19 protein-coding genes, 2 tRNA genes and 1 other annotated feature are annotated in these 22971 nt (G+C 41.0%); of the genes, 16 read left to right on the forward strand and 5 right to left on the reverse strand.

Annotation, left to right across the window (positions count from 1 at the left end):
• Positions 1-304: 304 nt before the first annotated feature.
• Entirely contained in the window at positions 305-1267 is a 963-nt protein-coding gene (locus PQ511_RS22655; protein WP_273854186.1) for a YaaC family protein, read from the reverse strand.
• 116 nt (positions 1268-1383) lie between these two features.
• Here PQ511_RS22655 and guaB point away from each other — a divergent pair, with 116 nt between their 5' ends.
• The 6 genes from guaB (at position 1384) to PQ511_RS22685 (ending at position 8003) form a co-directional block, all read left to right on the forward strand.
• Positions 1384-2841 (forward strand): IMP dehydrogenase, encoded by a 1458-nt coding sequence (guaB, locus tag PQ511_RS22660; protein WP_273854187.1) that lies wholly within the window; start codon positions 1384-1386, stop codon positions 2839-2841.
• A gap of 174 nt (positions 2842-3015) precedes the next feature.
• Positions 3016-4332: a D-alanyl-D-alanine carboxypeptidase family protein gene (locus tag PQ511_RS22665; protein WP_420541752.1), complete on the forward strand. Its 1317-nt coding sequence runs from the start codon at positions 3016-3018 to the stop codon at positions 4330-4332.
• Between the two features lie 187 nt (positions 4333-4519).
• Complete coding sequence (pdxS, locus tag PQ511_RS22670; RefSeq protein WP_224591243.1) at positions 4520-5407, forward strand: pyridoxal 5'-phosphate synthase lyase subunit PdxS; 888 nt, start codon at positions 4520-4522, stop codon at positions 5405-5407.
• Between the two features lie 74 nt (positions 5408-5481).
• Positions 5482-6075 carry a pyridoxal 5'-phosphate synthase glutaminase subunit PdxT gene (gene pdxT / locus PQ511_RS22675; RefSeq protein WP_273854189.1) on the forward strand — a complete coding sequence of 198 codons (594 nt, stop codon included), beginning with the start codon at positions 5482-5484 and terminating at the stop codon, positions 6073-6075.
• 66 nt (positions 6076-6141) lie between these two features.
• Positions 6142-6346 (forward strand) — a binding site (T-box leader).
• A gap of 93 nt (positions 6347-6439) precedes the next feature.
• Positions 6440-7714, forward strand: coding sequence for a serine--tRNA ligase (gene serS / locus PQ511_RS22680; RefSeq protein ID WP_273854190.1), 1275 nt, complete (start codon positions 6440-6442; stop codon positions 7712-7714).
• 196 nt (positions 7715-7910) lie between these two features.
• Positions 7911-8003, forward strand: a tRNA-Ser gene (locus tag PQ511_RS22685).
• 136 nt (positions 8004-8139) lie between these two features.
• Here PQ511_RS22685 and PQ511_RS22690 read toward each other — a convergent pair.
• Together PQ511_RS22690 and PQ511_RS22695 are read right to left on the reverse strand one after the other, a co-directional pair.
• Complete coding sequence (locus PQ511_RS22690; RefSeq protein ID WP_273854191.1) at positions 8140-8808, reverse strand: deoxynucleoside kinase; 669 nt, start codon at positions 8806-8808, stop codon at positions 8140-8142.
• Positions 8805-9446 (reverse strand): deoxynucleoside kinase, encoded by a 642-nt coding sequence (locus tag PQ511_RS22695; protein ID WP_273854192.1) that lies wholly within the window; start codon positions 9444-9446, stop codon positions 8805-8807. Before PQ511_RS22695 ends, PQ511_RS22690 begins: the two co-directional genes overlap by 4 nt.
• A 182-nt stretch (positions 9447-9628) precedes the next feature.
• Between PQ511_RS22695 and PQ511_RS22700 the strand changes: the two genes are divergently transcribed.
• The 8 genes from PQ511_RS22700 (at position 9629) to PQ511_RS22735 (ending at position 17725) form a co-directional block, all read left to right on the forward strand.
• Complete coding sequence (locus PQ511_RS22700; protein ID WP_273854193.1) at positions 9629-10825, forward strand: cation:proton antiporter; 1197 nt, start codon at positions 9629-9631, stop codon at positions 10823-10825.
• A gap of 386 nt (positions 10826-11211) precedes the next feature.
• Positions 11212-12318 carry a 4-hydroxyphenylpyruvate dioxygenase gene (hppD, locus tag PQ511_RS22705; protein ID WP_273854212.1) on the forward strand — a complete coding sequence of 369 codons (1107 nt, stop codon included), beginning with the start codon at positions 11212-11214 and terminating at the stop codon, positions 12316-12318.
• 41 nt (positions 12319-12359) lie between these two features.
• Complete coding sequence (locus tag PQ511_RS22710) at positions 12360-12989, forward strand: flavin reductase family protein (protein ID WP_273854194.1); 630 nt, start codon at positions 12360-12362, stop codon at positions 12987-12989.
• 5 nt (positions 12990-12994) lie between these two features.
• A complete protein-coding gene (locus tag PQ511_RS22715) occupies positions 12995-13924 on the forward strand; it encodes a fumarylacetoacetate hydrolase family protein (protein WP_273854195.1) in 930 nt (309 codons plus the stop codon).
• Entirely contained in the window at positions 13887-15044 is a 1158-nt protein-coding gene (locus PQ511_RS22720; protein WP_273854196.1) for a homogentisate 1,2-dioxygenase, read from the forward strand. Before PQ511_RS22715 ends, PQ511_RS22720 begins: the two co-directional genes overlap by 38 nt.
• A 106-nt stretch (positions 15045-15150) precedes the next feature.
• Positions 15151-15226 (forward strand) — tRNA-Arg (locus PQ511_RS22725).
• A gap of 167 nt (positions 15227-15393) precedes the next feature.
• Positions 15394-16656, forward strand: coding sequence for a hypothetical protein (locus tag PQ511_RS22730; RefSeq protein WP_273854197.1), 1263 nt, complete (start codon positions 15394-15396; stop codon positions 16654-16656).
• Positions 16657-16738: 82 nt separating this feature from the next.
• Positions 16739-17725 carry a hypothetical protein gene (locus tag PQ511_RS22735; RefSeq protein WP_273854198.1) on the forward strand — a complete coding sequence of 329 codons (987 nt, stop codon included), beginning with the start codon at positions 16739-16741 and terminating at the stop codon, positions 17723-17725.
• Between the two features lie 106 nt (positions 17726-17831).
• Here PQ511_RS22735 and PQ511_RS22740 read toward each other — a convergent pair whose 3' ends face one another.
• Both PQ511_RS22740 and PQ511_RS22745 read right to left on the reverse strand, forming a co-directional pair.
• The gene (locus PQ511_RS22740; RefSeq protein ID WP_273854199.1) at positions 17832-19406 is read right to left on the reverse strand and encodes an IS1182 family transposase; all 1575 of its coding nucleotides are present in this window, start codon (positions 19404-19406) and stop codon (positions 17832-17834) included.
• A gap of 169 nt (positions 19407-19575) precedes the next feature.
• Positions 19576-20985, reverse strand: a complete 1410-nt coding sequence (locus PQ511_RS22745) for an MBL fold metallo-hydrolase (protein ID WP_273854200.1) — start codon at positions 20983-20985, stop codon at positions 19576-19578.
• 220 nt (positions 20986-21205) lie between these two features.
• On the opposite strand from PQ511_RS22745, the gene PQ511_RS22750 reads away from it, so the two are divergent.
• Positions 21206-21685: a site-2 protease family protein gene (locus PQ511_RS22750; RefSeq protein WP_273854201.1), complete on the forward strand. Its 480-nt coding sequence runs from the start codon at positions 21206-21208 to the stop codon at positions 21683-21685.
• Between the two features lie 121 nt (positions 21686-21806).
• Positions 21807-22940, forward strand: coding sequence for an alcohol dehydrogenase catalytic domain-containing protein (locus tag PQ511_RS22755; RefSeq protein WP_273854202.1), 1134 nt, complete (start codon positions 21807-21809; stop codon positions 22938-22940).
• The last annotated feature ends 31 nt before the right edge of the window (positions 22941-22971 follow it).

A 22971-nucleotide genomic window follows, 5' to 3' on the forward strand; every position in this document is an offset into this window, starting at 1 on the left:
ATTCGAGGAAGCAAGTGATGTCAGACCGGAGTGGATATTTGAAGATCCATGAGGATCTGGCATCGCGCAGCTGACGAAGAAGTTCGCCGCTTATCGCGCCCCGTATGAGAACGCGGAAGTTAAGCTCTCGCGCCGATGGTAGTTGGGGGATCTCCCCCTGCAAGAGTAGGACGTCGCTGGGCAATGAAGAAAGGCGAGAGACCAAAAGGTTTCTCGCTTTTTTGTATGGTTTTACAGATGTGATTTTTACTAACTGAAAGTCCTTATGCATCTTGTTCGCGGAATTAATCATTGCCAGCTTTTATCACTGCCCTCTCATATCTAAAAAAGCATAAAGCAACTTCGGAACCTTTTCAGAAGTTACCTCAAGAAATTGTAGAATGAAAGGAAGATCGACAGATTCCTGTGTATGAAATAAATCCCCCCACCACTCCGTTTCGTATCGGCAAATCATACTTAAATTATATAAAATTAAATAATGCGCCATTACCTCTGTTATAGGATTGTACTGGCTGCGCTCTGCGGGAAGATAGATCCCATTCTTATCATAGAGGAAAGGCCTCTTTTGCAACTCTCTTACGGGCTCTTCGAGTACTTGAAACGTAATGAAGTCACGCGTATGTGTGAGAATTTTTACGGAAGGGATTCCCTGTTGCTGTAGATAAGACTCAAAACGCTCGACTGTCATGTTTAACGAATCAAGAATATTTGAAGATACCGCAAATGAATTGGGCGTAACCGCGGTCATTATGTTCGTTGTTACTTTTCGATTTAGTTTCACAAACAGTGGACTCATCTCAGGAATAAGCGATAAAAGATCTTCCATCTTATACTTTTCACCTTCCACCTGTTTCACATGAAACATTTTCCTTGAAAAGTATTCAAAAAGCCCGTTTTTTTGACCTTTCACTTCATCCTGTAAGAATGCATACTGACGTTTTTTTCGTTTTCGAGATGTTACACCATGTGCAAGCACATGTGAATCTCCAGGATAATTGGGATCCATCGTAATCAAACAGGCTTTAATAAGCTGAATCATCCCGTAGAAAAGAAGGATGGGTTTTAATTCGGCATCAGCCTTTTCGGCATGCCGGTAATAGCGCTCTCCGTATTCAATAAAATACATAAAACGATAGCAGGTGTCGTAGCTTTTTCGTTCGGCATCTGGAAGTTCAATTTTAGAATAACATTCCTTTAAATATTGCTGAACATACGAGGCTGAGTAATAGGCAAAGTTGTCTGATTGATGATGTCCAGAATATCCCATAGGAGCCCTCCATGTTTGATAATTCAAACTTATTCTATCTTTCTTGACAGTAGTTTAACCAATTGATAAGCTACTAATAAAATTTCGGACAATTCGATTAGAGGAGGATGAAAGGAATGTGGGAAACAAAGTTTGCTAAAGAAGGATTAACCTTCGACGATGTATTATTAACACCAGCTTTTTCAGATGTACTACCGAGAGAAGTATCGGTGAAAACCCAGCTTACAAAAGATCTTGAATTAAATATCCCGATCATTAGTGCTGGTATGGATACAGTAACAGAGGCGCCTATGGCCATTTCCATGGCAAGACAAGGTGGATTAGGTATTATCCATAAGAGTATGTCGATGGAGGAACAAGCTGAGCATGTTGATCGTGTAAAACGATCTGAAAGTGGTGTTATTACAGATCCTTTCTTCCTTACACCAGAGCATCAAGTATTCGATGCTGAGCATCTGATGGGCAAGTATCGCATATCTGGCGTTCCAATTGTGAATGATGAGCGTAAGCTTGTTGGTATCCTTACTAATCGTGATCTTCGTTTTATTGAAGACTACTCGATACAAATTAAAGACGTGATGACTAAAGAAAATCTTGTCACTGCTCCAGTTGGAACAACTTTAAAAGAAGCTGAGCGTGTGCTTCAAAAACATCGCATTGAAAAGCTTCCACTCGTTGATGAAGACGGTACGCTCAAAGGTCTTATTACCATTAAAGATATTGAAAAAGTTATTCAGTTTCCTCAATCCGCTAAAGATAGCAGAGGTCGCTTACTAGTAGGGGCTGCAGTAGGCAATACAACAGATGCATTAAAACGAGTTGAAAAACTTGTCGAAGCTGGTGTGGATGTCATTGTTTTAGATTCGGCGCATGGTCATACAGAAGGCATTATGACAAAAGTAAGTGAAATTAAAAGTGCTTTTCCTGATCTTCCTATCATCGCAGGTAATGTTGCGACAGCTGAAGGAACAAAAGCTTTAATTGAAGCTGGCGCAGATGTTGTTAAGGTAGGAATTGGACCTGGTTCCATTTGTACGACTCGTGTTATCGCAGGTGTCGGGGTCCCTCAGATTACTGCAGTGTATGAATGTGCAACAGAGGCACGTAAACATGGTGTTAGCATCATTGCGGATGGTGGCATTAAGTTCTCAGGAGATATTGTTAAGGCGATTGCTGCAGGAGGACATGCCGTCATGCTAGGTAGCATTCTTGCAGGGGTAGATGAAAGCCCTGGCGAACGTGAAATTTATCAGGGGCGTCAATTTAAAGTTTATCGCGGTATGGGATCAATTGGAGCAATGGAAAAGGGAAGTAAAGATCGTTATTTCCAGGAAAATATGTCTAAGCTCGTCCCTGAAGGTATTGAAGGACGTGTGCCTTACAAAGGGCCGCTAACTGATACAATCCATCAATTAATCGGTGGCTTACGTTCAGGAATGGGATACTGCGGAACAAGAACGTTAAACTCTCTCCGTGAGGATAGCCAATTCGTAAGGATTACTGGTGCTGGGCTTCGTGAGAGTCATCCACACGATGTTCAGGTGACGAAAGAAGCACCAAACTACTCGGTCTAATTAGGGCTTTTGGCATAAGTTATAACAGGTATGTGACAAAAACAGTTGAATCTATTCGAAAAGTAGATAGGGGACTTTCCTCTATCTATTTTTTTAATTTTAGGTGTGATAGAATAGCGGTTATGTGAGACTTATTTGGAGGTGTAGGGGTTGAAAAACCTTGGTTTAAAAGCCATGATCGTAACCATGGCGATGGTATTATTACTAGCAGGAACATTTGGTGGAGGCACTGCTGCAAAGGCTGCAGAGGCGCCAGATATCAAAGCGGAAGCAGCAATCTTAATTGATGCAAGTTCAGGAAAAATTCTATATCAAAAAAATCCTGAGTTAACACTTTCCCCTGCAAGCATGACAAAAATGATGTCGGAGTATTTAGTGCTTGAAGCGATTAGTAAGGGTGAAGTTAGTTGGGATGAGAAAGTAACTGTAAGTGATACGATTCAAAAGTTATCCCAGAACCGTTCTCTTTCAAACGTACCACTTCGTGTGGATGAACAGTATACAGTTAAGGAATTATATGAAGCGATGGCGATTTACTCGGCAAATGCTGCGACAATGGCTCTTGCAGAGCATGTTGCTGGAACAGAAGCAAAGTTCGTTGAAATGATGAATGCCAAAGCAAAAGAAATGGGTATGAAAGAGTATAAGTTCGTAAATAGTTCAGGATTAAATAATAGAGACCTTCTCGGAAATCATCCCGCAGGAGATCCAGATGAAGAAAATATGATGTCTGCTCGTTCAACTGGCCTTCTTGCGTATAATCTTTTGAAAGATTATCCAGAAGTGCTTGAAACAACAAGCACGCCGATGAAGAAATTCCGTGAAGGTACAGATGATGAAATCACAATGAAGAATTGGAATTGGCTTCTTCCATCACTTGTATATGCTAATAAGTATAAAGTAGAAGGTATTGATGGACTTAAAACGGGTTCAACAGATTTAGCTGGGTTTGCTTTTACTGGAACAGCAAAGCAAGGTGATATGCGCTTAATTTCAGTTGTAATGAAAACTAATTCTTATGAAGCTCGCTTCGAAGAAACGTCGAAATTACTGAATTATGGTTTTGATCAATTTGAATCGAAAACAATCGTTTCAAAAGGCGATAAAGCAGATGGAAACTCATCAGTTAACGTTGTAAAAGGAAAAGAAAAAGAAGTTGGCGTAGCGGCTGGTGACTCATTTGATTCCGTAACGGTGAAAAATACGGAAGAACCATTTAAACTTAGCTATGAATACGATAAATCTCTTCTTAACGAAGATGGCGAATTAACAGCACCGATTAAAGAAGGCGACAAGATCGGAAAAGTTGTTTTAAAATCAACAGGAGAAGATTTTGGTTACATAACAGGGGATAAGGGTTCATCCGTTCCACTTGTAGCAACGGAAACAGTTGAAAAAGCCGGTTGGTTTACACTTACTATGCGTGCGATTGGTGGCTTCTTCTCAGGTATTTGGACAAGTGTAGCAGATGCAGTGACGGGGCTATTTTAATTCATAATAATAGGTTTTATTGGAAAAAATACTCTTCGATGCGGTAATCGAGGAGTATTTTTCTAAATCTTTTACGAAATCAAGCCACATGTGATAGGACAACTCATAAAAAAATGTTACAATAAAAGCGTTTGATAGATGTCGTGTATAATAGACGTTTCTAAGTATAGATATGGGAGGAATATAGATGAATCAACAAACAGGTACAGATCGTGTAAAACGTGGTATGGCTGAAATGCAAAAAGGCGGCGTAATTATGGACGTTGTCAATGCAGAGCAGGCGAAAATTGCAGAAGAAGCTGGTGCTGTAGCAGTAATGGCACTAGAACGAGTACCATCTGATATTCGTGCAGCGGGCGGTGTAGCACGTATGGCCGATCCTACAATTGTAGAGGACGTTGTGAATGCTGTATCGATTCCAGTAATGGCAAAATGCCGTATTGGTCATATTGTAGAAGCACGCGTGCTTGAATCAATGGGTGTTGACTACATTGATGAAAGTGAAGTTCTTACGCCAGTTGACGAAGAATTCCACCTTGATAAGCGTAAGTACACAGTACCATTTGTATGTGGAGCGCGTAACCTCGGTGAAGCACTGCGCCGCGTAGGTGAAGGTGCAGCAATGCTTCGTACGAAAGGTGAACCTGGAACTGGTAACGTTGTTGAAGCTGTGCGTCATCAGCGTCTTATTCAATCCCAAATTCGTAAAATTAAAAGCATGTCTGAAGATGAATTGATGACTGAAGCGAAAAACCTTCAGGCGCCATTTGAGCTTCTTCTTCAGATTAAAGAGCTTGGACGTCTTCCGGTTGTTAACTTTGCTGCTGGTGGTATCGCAACACCTGCAGATGCAGCGTTAATGATGGAACTTGGTTCTGACGGCGTATTCGTTGGTTCTGGAATTTTTAAATCAGATAATCCTGAGAAATTTGCTAAAGCGATTGTTGAAGCAACCACTCACTATCAGGATTATGAATTGATCGCAAACATTTCTAAGAACCTTGGTATCGCAATGCCAGGAATTGAAATTTCTTCACTTAAGCCATCAGACCGTATGCAAGAGCGCGGCTGGTAAAATCATTGATCCCCCCACCTGCGTAATGTAAGGTGGGGTTCTTACTTAGATAAAGAGAAGGAGTCGAGAGCAGTATGGTGAAAGTCGGTGTCCTTGGACTGCAAGGTGCAATTAGAGAACATGTAAAAGCACTTGAAACAAAAGAAGCAGAGATCGTTGTCGTAAAACGTGTGGAACAACTTGAGGATTTAGATGGCCTCGTGCTGCCCGGTGGAGAAAGTACGACAATGCGTCGTTTAATTGATCAATATGGATTTTTAGAACCCTTAAAATCTTTTGCAGCTGAGAAGCCTATTTTTGGTACATGTGCTGGGTTAATCCTTCTTTCAAAGCATATTGAAGGAGTAGATGGATCTCATATTGGTGTGATGGATGTAAAGGCTAAAAGAAATGCATTCGGACGTCAGCGTGAAAGCTTTGAAGCGCCATTACCAATTAAAGGACTAGACGAAGACTTTATTGGTGTCTTTATTCGCGCTCCGTATATTGAAGAAGTTGGAGCAGATGTAGAGGTACTAGCTACATTTAATGATAAAATCGTAGCAGCACGTCACGGACGTTTTCTCGCGTGTGCTTTCCATCCAGAACTAACAGATGATGATCGCATGCATCAGATGTTTATCGACATGGTTTTGGAGTTTAAGAAAGAAGGACTTGCAACCGAGTAACTTTTCGTGTAAATTATTACGTACCAAGAAGAAGAGAATTCTTTTTCTGCATAAGACGAATGATAAACGAAAACGTTGACGGGAAATAGTAAGAGATGTTCAATGCCAAGAGAGTCGATGTGTGGTGCGAATCGATCATTGAACCCTGTGAATCCATCCCTGAGTAGGAAGCTGAATGAAGTAAGCTTTCTCGGAGCAGACCGTTATTCTGTTAAGAGGCAGACAATTGTCTGCAATCAGGGTGGCAACGCGGGTAGCTCTCGTCCCTTTATAGGGGATGAGGGCTTTTTTGTATTCAAAAACCTTACTTTCAAAACAGGTTTCCTTAACACGTTTATCATTCATTAATAAAGGAGGAAAAAGCATGATCGATTTAAAGTATTTACGTAAAAATTTCGAAGAAGTGAAAGTAAAGCTATCAAAGCGTGGAGAAGATTTAGTTGGCCTTGATCGTTTTGAAGAGCTCGATCAACGTAGAAGAGAGCTTATCGCTGAAACCGAGCAGTTAAAGAGTCAGCGTAATGAAGTTTCTAAAAACGTGGCGGTATTTAAGCGTGAGAAGAAAGACGCTGATCATCTAATTAAAGAAATGCGTGAGGTTGGAGATAAGATTAAAACCATTGATGAAGAACTTCGCGCAGTTGAAACAGAGCTTGAACAAATTCTTCTTCAAATCCCAAACATTCCTCATGAGAGCGTACCTGTAGGGGAAACGGAAGATGATAACATCGAGATCCGTACATGGGGAGAGAAAAACGATTTTGCTTTTGAAGCAAAACCTCATTGGGATATCGCAACCGACCTTAATATCATAAACTTTGAACGGGCAGCAAAAGTAACTGGAAGCCGCTTTGCGTTCTATAAAGGTGCTGGAGCGCGCCTAGAACGTTCTTTAATTAACTTTATGATGGATCTTCACGAATCTGAGCATGGTTATGAAGAGATTCTTCCTCCATATCTTGTGAATCGTGAGAGCATGACCGGTACTGGTCAGCTTCCTAAATTTGAAGAGGATGCTTTTAAAATTCGCGAAGAAGATTACTTCTTAATTCCAACAGCTGAAGTACCGGTAACAAACTTCCATCGTGATGAAATTATGGACGGAGAAGATCTTCCCCTTGCTTATACGGCATACAGTGCTTGCTTCCGTTCTGAAGCTGGCTCTGCAGGGCGCGATACTCGTGGACTGATTCGTCAGCACCAATTTAATAAAGTAGAACTTGTCCGTTTTGTTAAGCCTGAAGATTCTTATGACGAGCTTGAAAAGCTTACTGGTCATGCAGAGAAAGTACTTCAACTATTAGGGCTTCCGTATCGCGTTATGAGCATGTGTACCGCTGACCTTGGCTTTACTGCAGCGAAGAAATACGATATTGAAGTTTGGATCCCAAGCTATGGCACGTATCGTGAAATCTCTTCTTGCAGTAACTTTGAGGACTTCCAGGCACGTCGTGCAGGTATTCGCTTCCGTCGTGAGAAAAACGGAAAGCCAGAATTCCTTCATACGTTAAATGGATCTGGTCTTGCCATCGGAAGAACCGTTGCGGCTATTCTAGAGAATTATCAGCAAGAAGACGGTTCCGTTATTGTTCCAGAAGTTTTACGTCCATACATGGGTGGTCGTGAAGTCATAAAGTAAACATGATAAAGAGCAGAGAAATCTGCTCTTTATTTTTTATGGCTAATCATGTATAGTAATAAGTGTCGATTTTCGACATCATTCGCCTTACTGTTTAATGAAATATTTTATAAAAAAGTTTTGTGATTTCGTTGACATTATTCTAAGACGATGATATTATATTACTTGTCGCAGTTAGTTAATAACTTTTGAACACGGAGGAATACCCAAGTCTGGCTGAAGGGATCGGTCTTGAAAACCGACAGGGGCTTAGTCGCCCGCGGGGGTTCGAATCCCTCTTCCTCCTCCATTTACTAATTAATAACCAACGCGCATATAATTTGGAGATTATATTTCGACCGCTGTCATCGCCGACAGCGGTTTTTCTATATACAATTATTTTATGGTATAAAAAAAGCTATCCATTTGGATAGCTTTTTTTTCGGTTAACGACTTAGTTGTGGTATTTGCTGAAACTTCTGTTCAATCCGTTTTAAAATAAGTTCGACAGAAGATGGATCGTTAACTAGATCATACTCATTTATATTTAAGCGAAGAATCGGACAGGCATTGAAGCTGTCAATCCAGTTCGTATAGCGCTCGTACATTTCTTCCCAATAAGCAATGGGCGTTTGTTGCTCCATTGGACGTCCGCGTTCCTTAATGCGACCGACAACGTCATCAAAAGATCCTTCAAGGTAAATCATGAGGTCCGGGTGTGGGAAAAAGGGTGTCATCACCATGGATTGAAAAAGGTTTGTGTAGGTGTCATAGTCAACAGCCGACATTGTTCCTTTCTCATAATGCATTTTGGCAAAGATACCTGTATCTTCATAGATTGAACGGTCTTGAACAAATCCTCCACCGTATTCAAACATTCTCTTCTGTTCTTTAAAGCGTTCTGCCAGGAAGTAAATTTGCAGGTGAAAGCTCCAGCGGGAGAAGTCATTATAGAATTTTTCTAAATAAGGGTTGTTATCAACTTTTTCAAGAGAAGTCCTAAATTGTAAGGCGTTCGCAAGTGAACTCGTAATCGTAGACTTCCCAACGCCTACGGTGCCAGCAATTGTAATCACGGCATCCTGTGGGATGTTGTATTTTTCTCTGAGATTCATTTTACAGGGTCTCCTTCTTTCAATGTTTTTTCGAGGGATTGGAAGATGGTGAGTAAATCGTCTTGATTTGATACAAAATCCATCTCATCACCATTGAAACGGAGCACAGGAATATCAGGATGTTGTGCTTCAAATTCTTGCATGAATCGTTCATAATCAGAAGAAAGACGCTCGAGATAAGCGGGGTCAATGCTTTTTTCAATTTGTCTTCCTCTCTGTGATATACGATTTAGCAGCGTTTCAAGGCTAGCATTTAAATAGATAATGACGTTCGGTTCCGGCATTCCCTCGGTCAGAATGTCATAGATCTTCATATATTTAGAAAAGTGCTTGTCACTAAGTGTCTGTTGGGCAAATATCTTATTTTTAAAGATGTGATAATCGGAAATAACGGGAAGCTGCTTTGATAAATGGTGCTTCTCCATCTCCTCTAACTGTTTGTATCGATGGCTGAGAAAAAACATCTCGGTTTGAAAGCTCCACTCTTCAATGTTGTCGTAAAACTTACCGAGAAATGGATTCTCTTCTACGATTTCTTGAAAAAGTTCAAATTGATAATGAGCAGCAATGGCTCGTGATAGGGAGGTCTTTCCAACTCCGATGGGGCCTTCGACGGCAATAAATGGGGTCTGATTCATACGTATCCTCCTCCGTCGTTTCCTGTAGCAGACCTTGCTTATCTTTGAATACACAAAGATTATTGTAGCATACACCACGAACTGTTGACAGGGTTGAAGCAAGCAAGTTAGAGGTAAATAAAGCCTGCCTGTTTGAAGTCTAAAGTGTATAGGGAATGACACTTATACAAAGGGGTGAAATCATGGATTCTAATCAAATCTTAATTTTACTGTTCATTGGTTATTTAGTGTATACAATTGATAACAAACAAAAAAATTTTCCAGCACCACTGGTTTTATTAGGATTAGGAATTGGACTTTCTTACCTCCCTTTTTTTAGTTCCGTACATATCACGAAAGACATTATTTTTGAATGGTTTCTACCGGCCCTTCTGTTTATTTCAGCTTATCAATTTCCCTTTGCCCATCTGAAAAAGCACGCTGGTATCATTGCCGCACTAAGCACGATAGGACTTCTATTTAGTGCTCTTATTCTTGGGAGTTTCTTGTTTATTATAAGTGGGGCATTTTTGTCGTTATCCTTTGTGGGGGCTTTATTGATTGCCTCTATCCTTACACCAACTGATCCCGTTTCTGTCGTCTCGATACTCAAACAGGCTTCGAAAGATCCGAAAATAGCCGATGTAGTTGAAGGGGAATCAATGGTAAACGATGGAACGAGTATCGTTCTTTTTTCAGTGTTTGCTGGCATGTATCTTGGTGGTGAAAGCTTTTCAATTAGTTCATTTGTTTATGACTTTGCTTTAGTATCCATTGGAGGGATTGCCATTGGAGCGATATTTAGTTGGTTCGTCTGCCGAGCCATTTCTTTTACACATCAGCGACAATATCAAGTGATGCTAAGTATCGTTCTCGCTTATGGGAGTTTTTATGTAGCAGAAAGTCTAGGTGTATCAGGTGTTCTTTCCGTTGTGGCAGCAGGGATTATGCTTTCTTATGAACTTGATGGCTTCATTAAAGAATCACACTATAGAGAATACCTTAATAGTTTCTGGGAAGTCGTTGAGCCAAGTATTCTTGCCCTGATTTTTCTATTGATTGGTATTGAAACAACAAACTATCTAGACTTTAATCACTGGTTATTTGCTGGATTGATTTTTCTCGCTTCCATTCTCGTTCGATTTCTCGTCCTTGCTGGCATCATCAAATCGTTTTCAGCATGGCGCAGTGAATTTAATTGGAAGGACATTTCACTTGTGACGTGGTCTGGCATTCGAGGAACAATGTCGGTTGCGCTTCTTTTAAGCTTGGAGTCAGAATATGGCTCAGGAGATAGCACATTAATTTCGCTTACATTCGGTGCTGTGTTACTCTCGCTCGTATTTCAAAGCGTGACCATCTATCCGATGTCGAGTTATTTCGAGAAAAAGGCAAAATAGACGCTGAATATGAAGCGTCTTTTTTTGTTCACCCATCATTCGAAGCAAATGGGAGACTATATTTTTCGTTGAGTCTTTCTAGTAAACGTAATTCCGCGATATTACCGTTTTTTTCGCGATAATCGTAATATATTCGCGAAAATAGAATTAATTCCGCGAACGAGCGGGGGAGGGAGTTTCTCAAAAAGCGCTTTAGTTTAGCCTGCCGTGTCTAACCGCCCACTTCCGCTTTTCATGTCTAGCTGCAGCACCCAGCCTCTCGATCGCTTCCACTTTTCATTTAATGCGTTATGGCTTTAGCAGATGTTCTTGAAAGGAAATGGAAAAAGCTATACGTTTAAGCTGAGTGACAAACTAATTTTGGAGGGATGATTGTGCAGGAGCAAATGTTGAATCAAAATCAACAGGAAACAGCTGATTTTTTCCCGGTACGAGATGTGGATTATTTGGAGATTTATGTTGGAAATGCGAAGCAGGCAAGTCATTATTTTTGTAATGCGTTTGGATTTAAGCCGGTTGCTTATTCAGGGCTTGAAACAGGGGATCGTGAAAAAGTTTCTTATGTGCTACAGCAAAATAATATTCGCCTCGTTTTATCCGGTGCGCTGTCGAATGATCATCCTATTGCAGAGTTTGTCAAATTGCACGGAGATGGCGTGAAAGATATTGCTTTAACAGTAGAAAATATTGATAGCGCTTACAAAGAAGCGGCTGAGCGTGGAGCGATTGAATTAAGTCCACCAAAAGAATACAAAGATGAGCATGGAGTCGTGAAAATGGCGGTCATTGGAACATATGGTGATACCATTCATACGTTAGTGGAACGTAAAAACTATTCCGGACTTTTTCTCCCAGGATTTAAAAAGTTTGAAGGGAATATTCCTTCAAAGGAAACGGGCTTGCTTGGGATTGATCACTGCGTTGGAAACGTAGAGTCAATGGAAGAGTGGGTGTCTTATTACGAGAACGTGATGGGCTTTAAGCAAATGATTCATTTTGATGATGACGATATAAGCACAGAGTACTCTGCCTTAATGTCGAAAGTAATGCATAACGGAGGACGTATTAAATTCCCGATTAATGAGCCAGCGAACGGGAAACGAAAGTCTCAAATTCAAGAATACCTCGATTATTACAATGGTCCAGGTGTTCAGCACATAGCTGTCTTGACGAATGACATTGTAGATACTGTCGCAAAACTTCGCGATGGCGGAGTAGAGTTTCTTGAGACACCGGACGACTATTATGATGTGCTCACTGAGCGAGTCGGTGAGATTGATGAAGAGATTAGCAAACTACGTGAATTAAAAATACTTGTCGATCGTGATGATGAGGGATACTTGCTTCAAATTTTCACAAAGCCTGTTGTCGATCGCCCAACGTTATTTATTGAGATTATTCAACGTAAAGGGGCAAAAGGGTTTGGGGAAGGTAACTTCAAAGCATTATTCCAGGCGATTGAGCGAGAGCAGGAACGTAGAGGCAACTTATAGAAGTTAGCTTCAACCTACTATAAGAAGGAGTTGCCTCACTCATGAAAGTTCAACCCAATACATTAGCCTGGAAAGACGCGTATAAATTATTAATTGGATCTGTGCTACCTCGTCCGATTGCTTTTGTCTCTACAGTTAATAAAGGGGGAGAAGTTAACCTTGCCCCCTTTAGCTTTTTTACAGGTATTTGTGCTGACCCAATGATGGTTTGTTTTGCGCCAATGCGTAAAGCGGGGGAAGGCGAAAAGAAGGATACCCTTTTAAATATCGAAGAATCCCGGGAATTCGTAATTAATATCGTTGGTGAAAAAATAGTCGAGCAAATGAACGAGTGCGCAACTCCTTTTCCAAAAGGGACAGATGAGTTTCTTGAATCGGGTCTAACGAAAGCTGACAGTGAGCTGATCAAACCTCCTAGGGTGGAAGAGAGTGACGTGCAGCTCGAATGTGTTCTTGATCAAATCGTGGAGTTTGGTGATCATGAAGGCTCAGGTAGCCTTGTGATTGGAAAAGTTGTGATGGTGCACGTACGTGATGCATTGTATCAGGATGGAAAGATTAATACGGAGAGTCTACAGCCAGTAGGGAGACTAGCCGGACAGGAATATACGAGAGCCGTAGCAGATACGTTTTCATTACTACGAAAAACATCTCCTGATGGAAAGAGCTGAGACGTTTGAAGTTCGTTACTTTCGAAGTAGATGGGAAAAGACAGGCGGGTATTTACAAAGACTCACGCATTATCGGATTACATGACGCTTCTAATGGAATTATTCCGGCAGATCTTATGAGGATCATTATCGATTATCCTCAGTATCAACCGCTCATGGAGCAATGCCACAATGGTAATTACGCACTTGAGGAAGTCACGCTATATGCGCCTCTTCCCCGTCCAACGAGCATCAGAGATTTTTATGCCTTTGAAGAACATGTGGTCACTGCAAGGGGGAAAAGGGGACTTGATGTTGTGCCAGAATGGTACGAGATTCCAGTTTTCTATTTTTCGAATCATCTTGCTGTTAAAGGGCCGGAAGATATCATTCTACGTCCTCAAACATGTGAAAAGCTAGACTATGAACTAGAAATTGCCTGCGTTATTGGAAGAGAAGGCCGAAATATTAAAGCAAGTCAGGCGAAAGACTACATGTTTGGTTTTATGATTATGAATGACTGGAGTGCACGTGACCTTCAAGCACAAGAAATGAAAGTAGGCTTAGGACCTGCAAAAGGAAAGGATTTTGCAACTTCTTTCGGTCCATTTCTTGTTACGACGGACGAGTTCTCTTTTGAACAAGGAAAGCTTGATTTGCAGATGGAAGCGTTCGTCAATGGCGAACGTTATTCCTTGGGAAATGCGAAAGAGATGTATTATTCCTTTGGAGAACTTATTGAACAGGCATCGCGTGACGTTACCTTATATCCTGGTGAAGTAATCGGTTCAGGCACCGTGGGAAGCGGATGTATTCTTGAACAATCAGAACGTGAATTCCTAAAGCCTGGTGATCGAGTTGACTTGTCTATTGCTCATCTAGGCACACTTTCAAACGTCGTAGGAGAGGAGGCTGCACATGGTTTACTATCAGAAAATGGGAGAGATCCCCTCTAAGCGCCACACTACATTTAAAAAAGCGGATGGATCTTTATATCGGGAACAAGTGATGGGGACGAAGGGATTTTCAGGAGTTCAGTCAATATTGTATCATCATCATTTCCCAACGGCGGTTACAGAAGCCACGTTTATAAAATCAACTGCTCCCGAATATGAAGCAGAGAGCGCACTGCGACACCGTCATTTCCGGACGGCACAATATGACAAAAAAGGTGATGCAATTGTCGAGCGTTGTTATTTCCTGGGGAATGAGGATGTGATCCTTGGGGTAGTAAATCCAACAAAACCCATGGACTATTTTTATCGAAATGGTGATGGAGATGAGCTTTTCTTTATCCATCATGGAACTGGGAAGATCGAGTCGATGTTTGGGGAGCTCTCTTATAAGCCAGGCGATTATATCGTTATGCCAATCGGAACCATCTATCGTGTTATTCCAGACGGAGAAGATAACCGCTGGCTCGTATTAGAAGCAAACAGTGCGATTACGACGCCGAGAAGATATCGAAATGAACACGGTCAGCTAATGGAGCACAGTCCTTTTTGCGAACGTGATATTAATGGACCGGAAAGCCTTCTATCTAGTGATCAAAAAGGCTCGTTTGACGTCATGACGAAAACGCGAGGCGGACTGCATCGCCATGTATTTGATCACCACCCCCTTGATGTTGTTGGCTGGGATGGTTATCTTTATCCGTGGAAGTTTAACATCAATGATTTTGAGCCAATTACCGGGCGAGTGCATCAGCCTCCACCCGTGCATCAAACCTTTGAAGGGCATAACTTTGTTGTTTGCTCCTTTGTTCCAAGGCTTTATGACTATCATCCTGATGCTATTCCAGCACCGTATTTTCATAGCAATGTTGATAGTGATGAAGTTCTTTACTACGTAGAGGGGAATTTTATGAGTCGTAAAGGAATCGAGGAAGCGTCAATTACGTTACATCCTTCAGGTATTCCGCACGGCCCGCATCCTGGGAAAATTGAAGCAAGCATAGGCAAAAAAGAAACGCTTGAGCTTGCTGTGATGATCGATACGTTCCGTCCACTTAAAGTCATCCAACAGGTGCAACAGTATGAAGATGAGAATTATATGAAGAGCTGGGTTACGGAATAACAAATTGGGGAAATGAACGGACGTCGCGCGGTCAATCGACTGCGCGATAATTATTTAGCATGATGCTTTTGCTTTATAGAATTTTGTTGTATAATATTACTCATTCGGCCCCGTAGCTCAGGGGATAGAGCAACGGTTTCCTAAACCGCAGGTCGGAGGTTCGATTCCTCTCGGGGCCACCATTTAAATCCTTAGTGTATAAGGGTTTTTTATTTTGTCTTTTTCCTCTATTTCCTCCCCTCATTTTTTACTAGCTTATAGATAGACACTAAACCAACTACATAAAAGGAAACGGACACCAGTCTAGCGAAACAGTTACGAAAGATCGAGCGGAAATGAGTGAATTCGTATGGGGAAGCGTAAATGGCTTGCGCTCCTTGTTCTTTTAGGAGCGGCATTTATTACGTTTACAGTCATCGGAAAGGACAAGAGTGTGCCCGATGATGTGTTAACTGTGGAAAAGGTTGAAGAGATCGTTCCTTATTTTAAAAAAACCACTCCTGGACTTGAACTTGCTGTTCAGTCTGGAAATTATCAAGATTTGAGAGGTATGGCGCTACCAGATGATTTTAACAGCGTCATGGATGGCGTCTGGTACTCTCGACATCAGGTATATGTTTTCTATCATGTTGACATATCAGATAGCGAATTTGTTCTAACGAGAGATAAAAAAGATCTTTCGACAATTGATCAACTTATGGTAGAAGATGCGTCTGGTAAAGCTTCTGTACTGAAACTCGTTGATACCGAAGACGGTGTTCTCTTTGAAAATGACTATTATATGAAGGGAACGTTTCAACCCATTGTTAACTCCAAAACAAACGAGCCTGTGCAAGAATGGCATGGAGCCATTAAAGCGGTGGTCAGTGGAAAGCGAACTGCATCAATTGATGTGCCTGTGTCTTATCAGTACGAGAATGAACCAAAGAATACGAAACCAATCAATGTAACAAAGAAATTTGATGGAACAACCATTACTGCTTTGCGTTGGGATGAGACGCCATCTGATAGTCGCCTCATTCTTGAAGTGAGCTCTCCTTTTCAAAGTATTGTTACGATGGATATGTTGCTTTTTGTCAGGGGTGAAGAGGTAGAGCCGTTACTAGTAGAAGAACTTAACGGTCAAACCGTCATCTCCTTTCCAGGCGGAACTGAGCTACCGAATGAAATTCATTTTAAAGGGTTAATAGGTTCACCGCCAAAAGAAGTGAGTTTTGCGGTGGATCCTAATCAATATGAAATTTATAAACGAATCAAAGAATCAACTTATACGCATCAGTTACATGAGCCGATCGCCTCAAATTATGGTTCGGATTTTATTAAAGATACGCTCTTTTATAACGAGGATGGTGTCACTTTCAACATACTGGTGAATTCGATCGCTTCTAATAAGTCTTTTGTAAACATGAAATATAAAAAACAGATCAAGATTGAAGCCGTGAATGAAAAAGGAGAGAAGCGCAACCCTCGTTTACTTAGTGCCAAACAAGATCGAATTGTATTCATGATTGATCGTGGTTTCTATGAAAAGTCTAAAAACATTGAGGTTCACATGAGGAATCTCCCTGTATATGTGAATACAGACTGGACCCTTAACCCTCCTACTGAGTAGGAAACATTGTTAAAAAATGCAAGCTAAAGCGACTTAAAGGTGATATGATAGAAGTAGTATGGAGAGTTGGGAGGATTTTAAGTTGGACGATTGGAAAGGGACATTGGCTGAACTATTTCGTGCCGTTGGCATCAATCTTAAATCAGAGCTTTCTCCCGTGGTTAATGGATTACAATCCGTATTCTCAGAGAATCCATGGGGGCAGCTTTTCTTATTATTACTCATCCTTCTCGTCGCTGCTCAAGGTATGAGTGCGATCGCTCGGCAATATGATCGTGCCTTTAGGCAAACGATTGAGCGGAAGATGGAAACAAATTCACATCTACATAATTTTTTTAAAGGGTTCTTGCATCATAAACGATCTGAAGGTTGGATGAAGGATGCAGCCTGGCAGCAGAAAGAGCTTCAGCGTTTTGATTTATATGAACTTGAATGGCTAAAAGCAGAGCTTGCGACAGCAGAAAATGACTTTCGCGATTATCGCCCTCAAACTTTTTTAGCGGGCCTTCTTTTTTCGATTACCGCTCTATTTCTCATCTGGTATTATAATTGGACCATTTTCGAAAAAGAAATTCTAACGATATTATTACCAGTTCTCATTGTTACATGGTGTATGGGCCTCGTGTTTTATAAAGTTGGCATTAAGAAACGCTTCTATCAGTCTTTAAATACAAGTGTCCAATTGGCTATTTCAACGAAAAAGGTTCAGGATGTGATGATGTACATTGATTCTGATCTGAAGCGATATAAAACAGAACGAGTGACGACTGATGGAGGATATTATGAAGTTGTTCGCTGCATGACCTGTCTTTACCATTCCACTTATCTTGAGGAAGTTCGCTTCCAAATTAACGATACGACCCTTACTTTTACAGCGAAAGAGCGTGTGATTGAAGTAACAGTAAATAGTGGCTTCGGCCATTCCTTCTTAATAGATCGTCTCGAGTTTAGAGATGGCTACTGCCAAAGCCTTCGAAAAGGTAGCAAACTTTTCGATGATAAGCTTATGGTAACTTATTTAAATGCTGCATTTGAACAAAGACCAGCATATTTTCAAACAAGCTCATAAATGTTAGAGGCTGGGACATAACTAGCCTGAAATCTATAAAAAGGTTCCGTTCATCGTTTTTGATGAACGGAACCTTTTTTGTTTGGTTATTCCTAAGATTATTGGATCACTCCGCACTCATAGCGGTATACTTTCTCAAGTTCACCGCCATGAGCGCAAAGCCCATTTCATTTTTGACCTTCTCTTTGCCCTTTACGGACATCCGAGTGAAACCCAAAATAGCCTTCAGAAATCCAAAAACTGGCTCTACATCGATTTTCCGTTGACCGTAGATTTCACCTGTTTTTTCATCCGAAAGCAGCTGTTGAATCATATTCTTTTGTTCTTCCCATTTGGCGTTATAGAAGATCTTTCGATTCGTCCCGTCTTTTGCTTTTGTACAATGAGAACGGAACGGACAACCGGTACAGTTTTCACTTTCATATACTTTAAATTCTCGTGTGAAGCCACCTCTGTCAGTGCGATGAGAAACGTATCGGAATGGCAACTGTTTTCCATTCGGGCATGTGAATGTATCTTCTTTTTCATTGTAGTCCCAATTGGATACGTGAAACGCATCCTTCCTATAGCTTTTCTTTTTCTCTTTTCGATAGGTATTATACGTGATGAGAGGCGTGCGCTTGCGGTTTTCCAGCACATCTATGTAGTTTTCTTCGCTCCCATAACCGGCATCCGCAACGACATACGTAGGCAATTGAAAGAAATCCTTTTCTACACGATCAAGAAACGGAAGAAAAGTACGTGTATCCGTTGGGTTTGGAAAGATATCGTATGCGAGTGTATATTGACCCTCCGTCGCAATTTGAAGATTGTAACCGGCTTTGAGTTGCCCGTTTTTCATATAATCATCTTTCATACGCATGAACGTGGCATCGTGATCGGTTTTGGAATAACTGTTCCGTTCTTTGAAGATAGCCATATCGTTTTCGTATTTTGTTTTGCGCAATACGAAATCCTTCATTTGTTTAAGGAACTGCTTCGGTCCTTTTCGCTCTGAACGAAGCTGTTTTCGTTCGGTTACATCGGCACTAGTTTCAATCTTCTCATTGTATTCTCCGACTTTTTCTTCTAGCTTTTCTTCTATTTTAGAAAGTTCTTTAATGGAAAGTTGTTCTAGACTTTCCCGTTCGATTTCGGGGATCACTTCTTTTTCAATCAACTCATCGTACATCGCATTCGACTTTTCAATCAGACTCTCGCTGTACCTTTCAACAGCCTTGCGCCACACAAATGTAAACTTATTGGCATTCGCTTCAATCTTCGTACCATCAATAAAGATCGCTTCATCATCAATGAGGTCTTTTTGAACGAGCTGACAACGAAACTGTACGAAGCCCTGACGAAGAAGTTCTTTGACTTCTGGGTGGACACGGAACCGATTGATAGTGCGATAGCTGGGTTCATACCCTTGCGCTAACCACATCATCCGAACGCTATCTTTGAGGAGACCTTCAATCTTTCTTCCTGAAAAAGCCGATTGGGTGTACGCACATAAAATAACTTTCATCATCATACGTGGGTGATAAGCAGGGCATCCCGTATCACGTAGGAACGCAGAAAAAGCTTCATCCGGAATCTGTTCGACCAAGTCATGGACGGCATAGGCAATATCATTTTCTTGTAATCTCATTTCTAAATCTAGGGGCAAAATCACTTGATTCATGTTATAATCTTTAAACATAAGGGCACCTCCGATGGTTATTGTGTGGTAACTATAATTTTATCAGAGGTTGCCCTTATTTTATTGTTAAATTAAGATGAAAATATAGAAAGAGTGGCCCTGCGAACAAATTCTTTGTCCGCAGGGCCACTCTTATTTTAATTTACTGGGTTTTGTCCCAGCCTCTATCTTATTTTTCAATTTTATCTCCGTCTTTTTCCCAGGCTGCAAAGCCACCACTATAGTTCAAAATATCCTTAAAACCAAGGGACTGCAGTAAACTTGTTCCAATCGCTGAACGCGTTCCTGATTGGCAGTGCACCACCACTGTTTTATCTTCTGGAATATCCTTCGCCTGATCTTCTAAATAGCCAAGCATGTGATGGTTAGCACCAGGAATATGACCGGCGTTCCATTCATTTTCTTTTCGAATATCAACGACATAGACATCTTCTTTATCATACACATCTTTCAATTCTTCCGTTGTCACAAAGGAATAGCCTTCAAGATCATCCCATTGTGAGAGAAGCTCAGGACCAGCGTATGCTTTGATCCGATCAATGCCAATAGAATGTAAAGCTTTTACGATCTCTTCTTTTTGATCATCCTCTGCGATAAGAAGCAAGTCGCGTTCATAGTTCAGCACCCAACCAGACCAGTTCGTAAATGCTTTATTGAATGGGAGGTTAATTGCTCCGTCGATGTGACCATCCGCAAAATCCTGTGCCGAACGGGTATCCACAATTGTCGTCTTCCCATTCGTTGCAAGTGCACGAACTTCATCAACGCTTTCAACCTTCTTGAGTTCTTCACCTGTTAAGACGTTTGGTCCTTCTTTATTCACTTTCTTCATCACAGCAAAATAAGTCGGAGCTTCAGGCTGTTCATTTAATAATTCTTTCACAAACGTCTCTTCTTTTTCTTCCTTCAATGCCCAGTTATTACGAAGTTCATAACCAACTGTTGACTGTGGAACGGCACCAAGTGACTTGCCACATGCGCTGCCAGCACCGTGACCTGGCCAAACCGTGACATATTCCGGTAGTTCTTTAAATTTTTGTAGGGATTTGAACATTGCTTTCGCTCCCGTTTCAGCTGTACCAACCGCTCCTGCAGCTTTTTCAAGTAAATCTGGGCGACCAATGTCTCCTACGAAAACGAAATCTCCTGTAAATATTCCCATCGGTACCTCAGAGCCACCACCTCGATCTGTCAGTACAAACGAAATACTTTCTGGGGTATGCCCAGGGGTATGCATCACACGCAGCTCCACGTTACCTACATGAATGATCGAACCATCTGTTACAAGTTCCACATTTAAACCATCGAGATAACCATATTTCCAATCTTGATCTCCCTCATCGGATAAGTACAGCTTTACGTCATGCTTTTCAGCTAGCTGTCTTGCGCCTGAGACAAAGTCAGCATGAATGTGTGTTTCAGCAGCTGCAGCTAAATGAAAGCCTTCCTTCTTCGCTGTTTCTAAATACGGTGTCACGTCTCGTGCTGGATCAATTACAAGCGCTTCACCTGTTCGTTGACAGCCAATCATATAAGAATACTGTGCCAATTTTTCATCAAAAAACGTACGTAAATACATGTCATTATCCTCCTAGTAACAGTTTTTTTAATTACCCCACGGGGTATATAAACCCATCATAAACCCTTTTTCATTTTTGAGCAACCCACATGCTTTTATTCCTGACATCAGAAGGAAACTTCTTTACACATGTTTGGAATTCCTTTAATCGGGAACGCACTATCTCAGTGTACTATTTACGAATAGAGCGATTTTCAAACAAACGATTCGGAGGTTTTTAATGTTTACTTTAAGCGATATTCCAATGTTCTTCGTGAACTTTTTTATCATATTACCCATCATCACGCTCCTACACGAAGCAGGTCATGTTCTTGTAGCAAGAGTTTTTGGAGGCAAAATCAAATTCTGTATCGGTACTGGAAAGACCATTTTTCATATCGGTCCCCTTGAAGTGAAAAAGAAATACTTTATGGAAGGTTGGTGCCAATACGAGGATTTATCCTATAACAAAACATGGGCTCACGTCGCGATTTATGCAGCGGGTAGTTTATTTAACATTATCGTTATTCTCATTCTAAACGCATTAATTTATGCTGAAGTTCTTCCAGTTGATCTCTTTTTCTATCAATTTACTTACTTCTCGATTTATTTTATTTTCTTTTCTCTAATGCCTTATCGAAATGATGCCGGTAAGCCGAGTGATGGCATGGCGATTATCGATGTTATTCGTTACGGAAAGGCTCAGGATCCAATCGACTAAAATAATAAAGAATGGAGACCTTTCATCGCAAAGTGTCTCCTTTATTATGTCGAAAACGAATGTTTCATTAGCTAAGATTCAGGTAATAGGAAGAATAAACCAAAAATGAGGATGTGAAGAGATGAAAGCTGTTACTTATCAAGGGAAAGAAAAAATGGTCGTAAAAGATGTAGAAGCTCCGTCGATTCAAGAACGTACGGATATGATTGTAAAAATTACCGCTAGCGGAATTTGCGGTTCTGATCTCCATCTCTATCACGGCGGTATCGAACCTCAACAGGATTATATCGTGGGTCATGAGCCAATGGGAATCATTGAAGAAGTTGGCCCGGATGTGAAAACCTTAAAAAAAGGGGATCGCGTTGTCATTCCGTTCAATATTGGTTGTGGAGAGTGCCACTATTGCAAAAACCAGATGGAAAGTCAATGTGATGAATCGAACCCACATGGTGAAGTTGGAGGCTTATTTGGTTTCACTGAAATCAATGGTAACTACCCTGGTGGGCAAGCTGAATACTTGCGTGTCCCTTATGCGGATTTCACTTCATTTAAAGTCCCTGAATCAAGTACGTTGGATGATGAAAGTGTACTATTCCTTTCTGATGTAGTTCCTACCGCCTATTGGAGTGTGGAACACAGCGGTGTGAAAGCTGGCGACACAGTGATTATCCTTGGAAGTGGACCGATTGGCTTGATGGCGCAAAAATTTGCCAAGCTTAAAGGAGCCAAACGTGTCATTGCTGTCGATCAAGTAGACCATCGTCTTGAGCACGGAAAGCGTACGAACCAGGTTGATACTTTTAATTTTAAACAGCACGATGATATCGGTGCTTTATTATACGAAGAGACAAAAGGTGGCGCTGATGTGGTCATTGATTGTGTTGGGATGGATGGGACTGTTCCACCTAACGAATCATTGGGATCTGAGTTTGATAATCAATTCGGAACGATCAGCCCTATTGTAACAGCATCCAAATCAGTTCGTAAGTTCGGTACCGTTCAATTAACAGGAGTTTACGGCACCGAAGCAAATCGTTTTCCACTTGGAGATTTCTTCACAAGAAACGTATCCTTAAAAATGGGACAGGCGCCTGTGATTCATCTCATGCAAAAGCTTTACGATATGATTGAAAATCAGGAATTTGACCCGAAAGACATTATCACTCATAGTATGTCGATTGAAGATGCTGCAAAAGGATATGAGATTTTCGATAAGAAAGAGGATGGAAATATTAAAGTCATTTTAAAACCTTAGAATAAGATGAGACCACATTCACTAAAAGAAG

This window comes from Guptibacillus spartinae (genome assembly GCF_028610625.1).
Classification (GTDB): domain Bacteria; phylum Bacillota; class Bacilli; order Bacillales; family Guptibacillaceae; genus Guptibacillus; species Guptibacillus spartinae.

Bases quoted from the DNA above. Each gene is read 5' to 3' on its own strand.
- hppD (WP_273854212.1), top strand. From the start codon at position 11,212: ATGTTGAATCAAAATCAACAGGAAACAGCTGATTTTTTCCCGGTACGA.
- PQ511_RS22740 (WP_273854199.1), bottom strand. From the start codon at position 19,406: ATGTTTAAAGATTATAACATGAATCAAGTGATTTTGCCCCTAGATTTA.
- PQ511_RS22745 (WP_273854200.1), bottom strand. From the start codon at position 20,985: ATGTATTTACGTACGTTTTTTGATGAAAAATTGGCACAGTATTCTTAT.
- PQ511_RS22730 (WP_273854197.1), top strand. From the start codon at position 15,394: ATGGGGAAGCGTAAATGGCTTGCGCTCCTTGTTCTTTTAGGAGCGGCA.
- PQ511_RS22700 (WP_273854193.1), top strand. From the start codon at position 9,629: ATGGATTCTAATCAAATCTTAATTTTACTGTTCATTGGTTATTTAGTG.
- PQ511_RS22655 (WP_273854186.1), bottom strand. From the start codon at position 1,267: ATGGGATATTCTGGACATCATCAATCAGACAACTTTGCCTATTACTCA.
- PQ511_RS22665 (WP_420541752.1), top strand. From the start codon at position 3,016: ATGATCGTAACCATGGCGATGGTATTATTACTAGCAGGAACATTTGGT.
- PQ511_RS22710 (WP_273854194.1), top strand. From the start codon at position 12,360: ATGAAAGTTCAACCCAATACATTAGCCTGGAAAGACGCGTATAAATTA.
- PQ511_RS22695 (WP_273854192.1), bottom strand. From the start codon at position 9,446: ATGAATCAGACCCCATTTATTGCCGTCGAAGGCCCCATCGGAGTTGGA.
- PQ511_RS22755 (WP_273854202.1), top strand. From the start codon at position 21,807: ATGAAAGCTGTTACTTATCAAGGGAAAGAAAAAATGGTCGTAAAAGAT.
- serS (WP_273854190.1), top strand. From the start codon at position 6,440: ATGATCGATTTAAAGTATTTACGTAAAAATTTCGAAGAAGTGAAAGTA.
- pdxS (WP_224591243.1), top strand. From the start codon at position 4,520: ATGAATCAACAAACAGGTACAGATCGTGTAAAACGTGGTATGGCTGAA.
- PQ511_RS22720 (WP_273854196.1), top strand. From the start codon at position 13,887: ATGGTTTACTATCAGAAAATGGGAGAGATCCCCTCTAAGCGCCACACT.
- PQ511_RS22690 (WP_273854191.1), bottom strand. From the start codon at position 8,808: ATGAATCTCAGAGAAAAATACAACATCCCACAGGATGCCGTGATTACA.
- PQ511_RS22750 (WP_273854201.1), top strand. From the start codon at position 21,206: ATGTTTACTTTAAGCGATATTCCAATGTTCTTCGTGAACTTTTTTATC.
- pdxT (WP_273854189.1), top strand. From the start codon at position 5,482: ATGGTGAAAGTCGGTGTCCTTGGACTGCAAGGTGCAATTAGAGAACAT.
- guaB (WP_273854187.1), top strand. From the start codon at position 1,384: ATGTGGGAAACAAAGTTTGCTAAAGAAGGATTAACCTTCGACGATGTA.